Source organism: Rhodococcus sp. R1101 (assembly GCF_000278445.1).
Classification (GTDB): domain Bacteria; phylum Actinomycetota; class Actinomycetes; order Mycobacteriales; family Mycobacteriaceae; genus Rhodococcus; species Rhodococcus gordoniae.
Window position 1 is genome coordinate 1 of sequence record NZ_AJVB01000466.1, and the last position, 3056, is coordinate 3056.

Sequence of the window (3056 nt, forward strand, 5' to 3'; positions counted from 1 at the left end):
GATGCCGCACGCCGCGATCACCACCGACATCATCGTCGGCTTCCCCGGCGAAACCGAGGAGGACTTCCAGCAGACCCTGGAGGTCGTCGAGAAGGCGCGGTTCACCAGCGCGTTCACCTTCCAGTACTCGAAGCGCCCCGGCACCCCCGCGGCCGACATGGACGGTCAGCTCCCCAAGGCCGTGGTGCAGGAACGGTACGAGCGCCTGATCGCGCTGCAGGAACGCATCACCCTCGAGGAGAACCGCACGCTCGTCGGCACCGAGGTCGAGCTCCTCGTCGCGGCGGGGGAGGGCCGCAAGAACGCCGAGACCGCCCGGATGAGCGGGCGTGCCCGCGACGGACGTCTCGTGCACTTCCGTCCCGAGGGTGCGATCGACACCGCGGTGCGCCCCGGCGACGTCATCACGATCGTCGTCAGCGACGCCGCGCCGCATCACCTCGTCGCGGACACCCCGATCCTCACGCACCGCCGCACACGCGCGGGCGACCACTTCGAACAGGGCCGGCTGCCCAAGACACCGCCGATCGGTGTCGGACTCGGACTGCCGAGCATCGGAGTCCCGGAACCGCTGCCGCCTCAGATGGGATGCAACGCATGACCACCGACAAGCCGCACGATCACCACGCGACCGGTGACGTACGAGCCCAACTCGAAGCCGCCGAACGGAAGGCGGCGAGCGACATCGACCCGGGCGCCCGGGCGATGTTCGTCGCGATCGCGGTCCTGATCCTGCTGGCGACGTTCAGCCTGCCCCACGCCGGATCCGCCAACGGATGGGAGGTGCTGTCCTTCGCACCGGATGCGACCACCGAGGAGATCGGTCTCCCGTCGCGGTTGTTCGTGGGTTTCGCAGTGGTCTTCGGGGGTCTGGGTTCGATCCTCGCCCTCGTCACCCGCAAGTGGGCGTTGGCATGGGTGTCCCTGGCCGGCTCGGCGGTGACCATCGTCTTCGGCATGCTCGCGATCTGGTCGCGCCAGACCCTGCCCGTCGAGTCGTCCGCCGCAGGACCGGGTTTCGGTCTCGTGATCGGCTGGTTCGCCGTCATGGTCGTCGTCTTCCACTGGGCACGCGTGGTCTGGGCGCGGACCTCCGCCCAGCTCGAGGCCGAGGCCGAATTGCGCAAGGTCGCGGCCCTGCACGAACGGCCCCGCCTGATGCGCGACGACCCCGAGGCCTGACGACTCTCGCATGAAGACGACGATCCCCCCTTCCCGGCCGGGAAGGGGGGATCGTCCGTTTCGGATGTTACGGCGTCGCGAGGTCAGCGCTCGCCGACAGCGCCTTCGGCCGCGTCGGCCCACTCACGCCACTGCGCAGCCTGCGCGAGGGCCTTCTCGGCCTCCTTCGCCCGGCCCGCCGCGGTCGCCTTGGCGGCCTGCTCCTCGAACTGACGCACCCGCTCCCGGAACTGGGCCGCACGGGCGAGCGCCTCGGGATCGGTGCGCCGCCACTCGGAATCGGCGGCCTCTCGCACCTCCTTCTCGATGGCCCGCAACCGGCCCTCGAGATCGTGCATGCGCTCGCGTGGAACCTTGCCGATCGCCTCCCACTGGTCCTGCAACTCGCGCAGGCGGGCCCGGGCACCCTCGAGATCGGCCGCCGGGTCGATCGACGAGGCCGCCTCGAGAAGCGCTTCCTTCGCGCGGGCGTTCTCCTCGAACTCGGCGTCCCGCTCGGCGTTCGCGGCGTTACGCGCCGCGAAGAAGACGTCCTGGGCACCCTTGAACCGCTTCCACAGCTGGTCGTCGGCGTCCTTCGGTGCGCGACCGGCCGCCTTCCACTCCGCGAGCAGGTCGCGGAAGGCACCGGCGGTGGCACCCCAGTCGGTGGAGTTCTGCAGTTCCTCCGCCCGAGCGACGAGTTCCTCCTTGCGGCTCTTCGCCGCGGCACGCTCGCGATCGAGTTCGGCGAAGTGGGCTCCGCGACGCCGGTTGAACGCCTCACGTGCCTTGGAATAGCGGCGCCACAACACGTCGTCGACCTTCCGGTCGACACCGCGGATGGTCTTCCACTCCTCGAGGATCTCCCGCAGCCGGTCGCCCGCGGCCTTCCACTGGGTGGACTCGGCGGCGATCGTCTCGGCTTCGGCCGCAAGGGACTCCTTGCGGGCCGTGCTCTCGGCGCGCCGCTTCTCCTTCTCCTGCTTGGCGAGGACCGCAGCCTCTTCGGAATGCTCGATGATCGCGGTGAGCCGGGTGGCGAGCGCATCGAGGTCGCCGATGACGGAGGCGGTGGGCAGCGACTCGGCGAGTGCCTCGGCGGCTGCGCGGGTCTTCTTCACGTCGGCGGTGCCGGAGGTCAACCGGGTCTCGAGGATCGCCACCTCGGTGGCGAGATCGTCGTAGCGGCGGCCGAAATGGGCGAGGCCCTCGGCCGCGTCGCCTGCCTGCCACGATCCGATACACCGCTCGCCCTCGCTCGTGCGGACCCATGCGGTGCCGTCCTCGTCGACGCGACCGAACAGACTCGGATCACTCGCGGGCAGCGTCGGGACATGGGGATGGGTCTGGGCCGCCACCGGATGCGGCTTCGGGGGTGCCGTGGCGGAACCGTCCCCGCCACGGGCGGGTGTGCCGCCACCGCCTCGGGCGGGGCCGGGGGTCGCAGCATGAGCTCGGGGTGTGGCGGGACCGGGACGCGGGGTCCGCTCCTGCGTCGTCTCGCCGGTACGGTCCTGTGCGTTCGGGTCGCTCATCGATACCTCATCTCTGCCGCGCGGCACGGCTGCCTGGTCGCATGGGTCTACCGCAGGTCGATCCCGGGGGGCTCCGCGATCGTGTCCGCCCACTATTGAAACAGGTCGTGTCGATACGAGGCGCCGGGTCCGGTGGACTACGGTTGCCGATGTGTTGACCGCCGCGGCGTTCGTGCCGTCCCCACCGCTGCTCGTACCCGAGCTGACCGGTCTCGCCGCATCCGAGACCGACGATCTGCGCGAGGCGGTTCTCGAGGTCGGTCGCAGGCTGTCCGGGGCCGCGGAATGGGTGGTCGTGGGTGCCGAGCCGGTCGAGCAGACCGTTCCGTCCACCGCGCGCGGAACCTTCCGCGGTTT

General features: G+C 70.5%; 2 protein-coding genes and 2 pseudogenes. 3 read left to right on the plus strand and 1 reads right to left on the minus strand.

Features of this window, described 5'->3' with window-relative positions:
- Together R1101_RS0119965 and R1101_RS0119970 are read left to right on the plus strand one after the other, a co-directional pair.
- A pseudogene (locus R1101_RS0119965) lies at nucleotides 1-601 on the plus strand (tRNA (N6-isopentenyl adenosine(37)-C2)-methylthiotransferase MiaB); the annotation flags it as partial.
- Nucleotides 589-1182, plus strand: a complete 594-nt coding sequence (locus R1101_RS0119970) for an Rv2732c family membrane protein (RefSeq protein ID WP_016935075.1) — start codon at nucleotides 589-591, stop codon at nucleotides 1180-1182. The pseudogene R1101_RS0119965 and the gene R1101_RS0119970, both read left to right, overlap by 13 nt.
- A gap of 83 nt (nucleotides 1183-1265) precedes the next feature.
- Here the strand turns inward: R1101_RS0119970 and R1101_RS0119975 are convergent, their stop codons facing one another.
- Nucleotides 1266-2699 carry a DUF349 domain-containing protein gene (locus tag R1101_RS0119975; RefSeq protein WP_026003496.1) on the minus strand — a complete coding sequence of 478 codons (1434 nt, stop codon included), beginning with the start codon at nucleotides 2697-2699 and terminating at the stop codon, nucleotides 1266-1268.
- A 151-nt stretch (nucleotides 2700-2850) separates the two neighbouring features.
- Here R1101_RS0119975 and R1101_RS0119980 point away from each other — a divergent pair.
- Nucleotides 2851-3056 (plus strand): annotated as a pseudogene (locus R1101_RS0119980) (hypothetical protein); the annotation flags it as partial.

Bases quoted from the DNA above. Each gene is read 5' to 3' on its own strand.
- R1101_RS0119970 (WP_016935075.1), top strand. From the start codon at position 589: ATGCAACGCATGACCACCGACAAGCCGCACGATCACCACGCGACCGGT.
- R1101_RS0119975 (WP_026003496.1), bottom strand. From the start codon at position 2,699: ATGAGCGACCCGAACGCACAGGACCGTACCGGCGAGACGACGCAGGAG.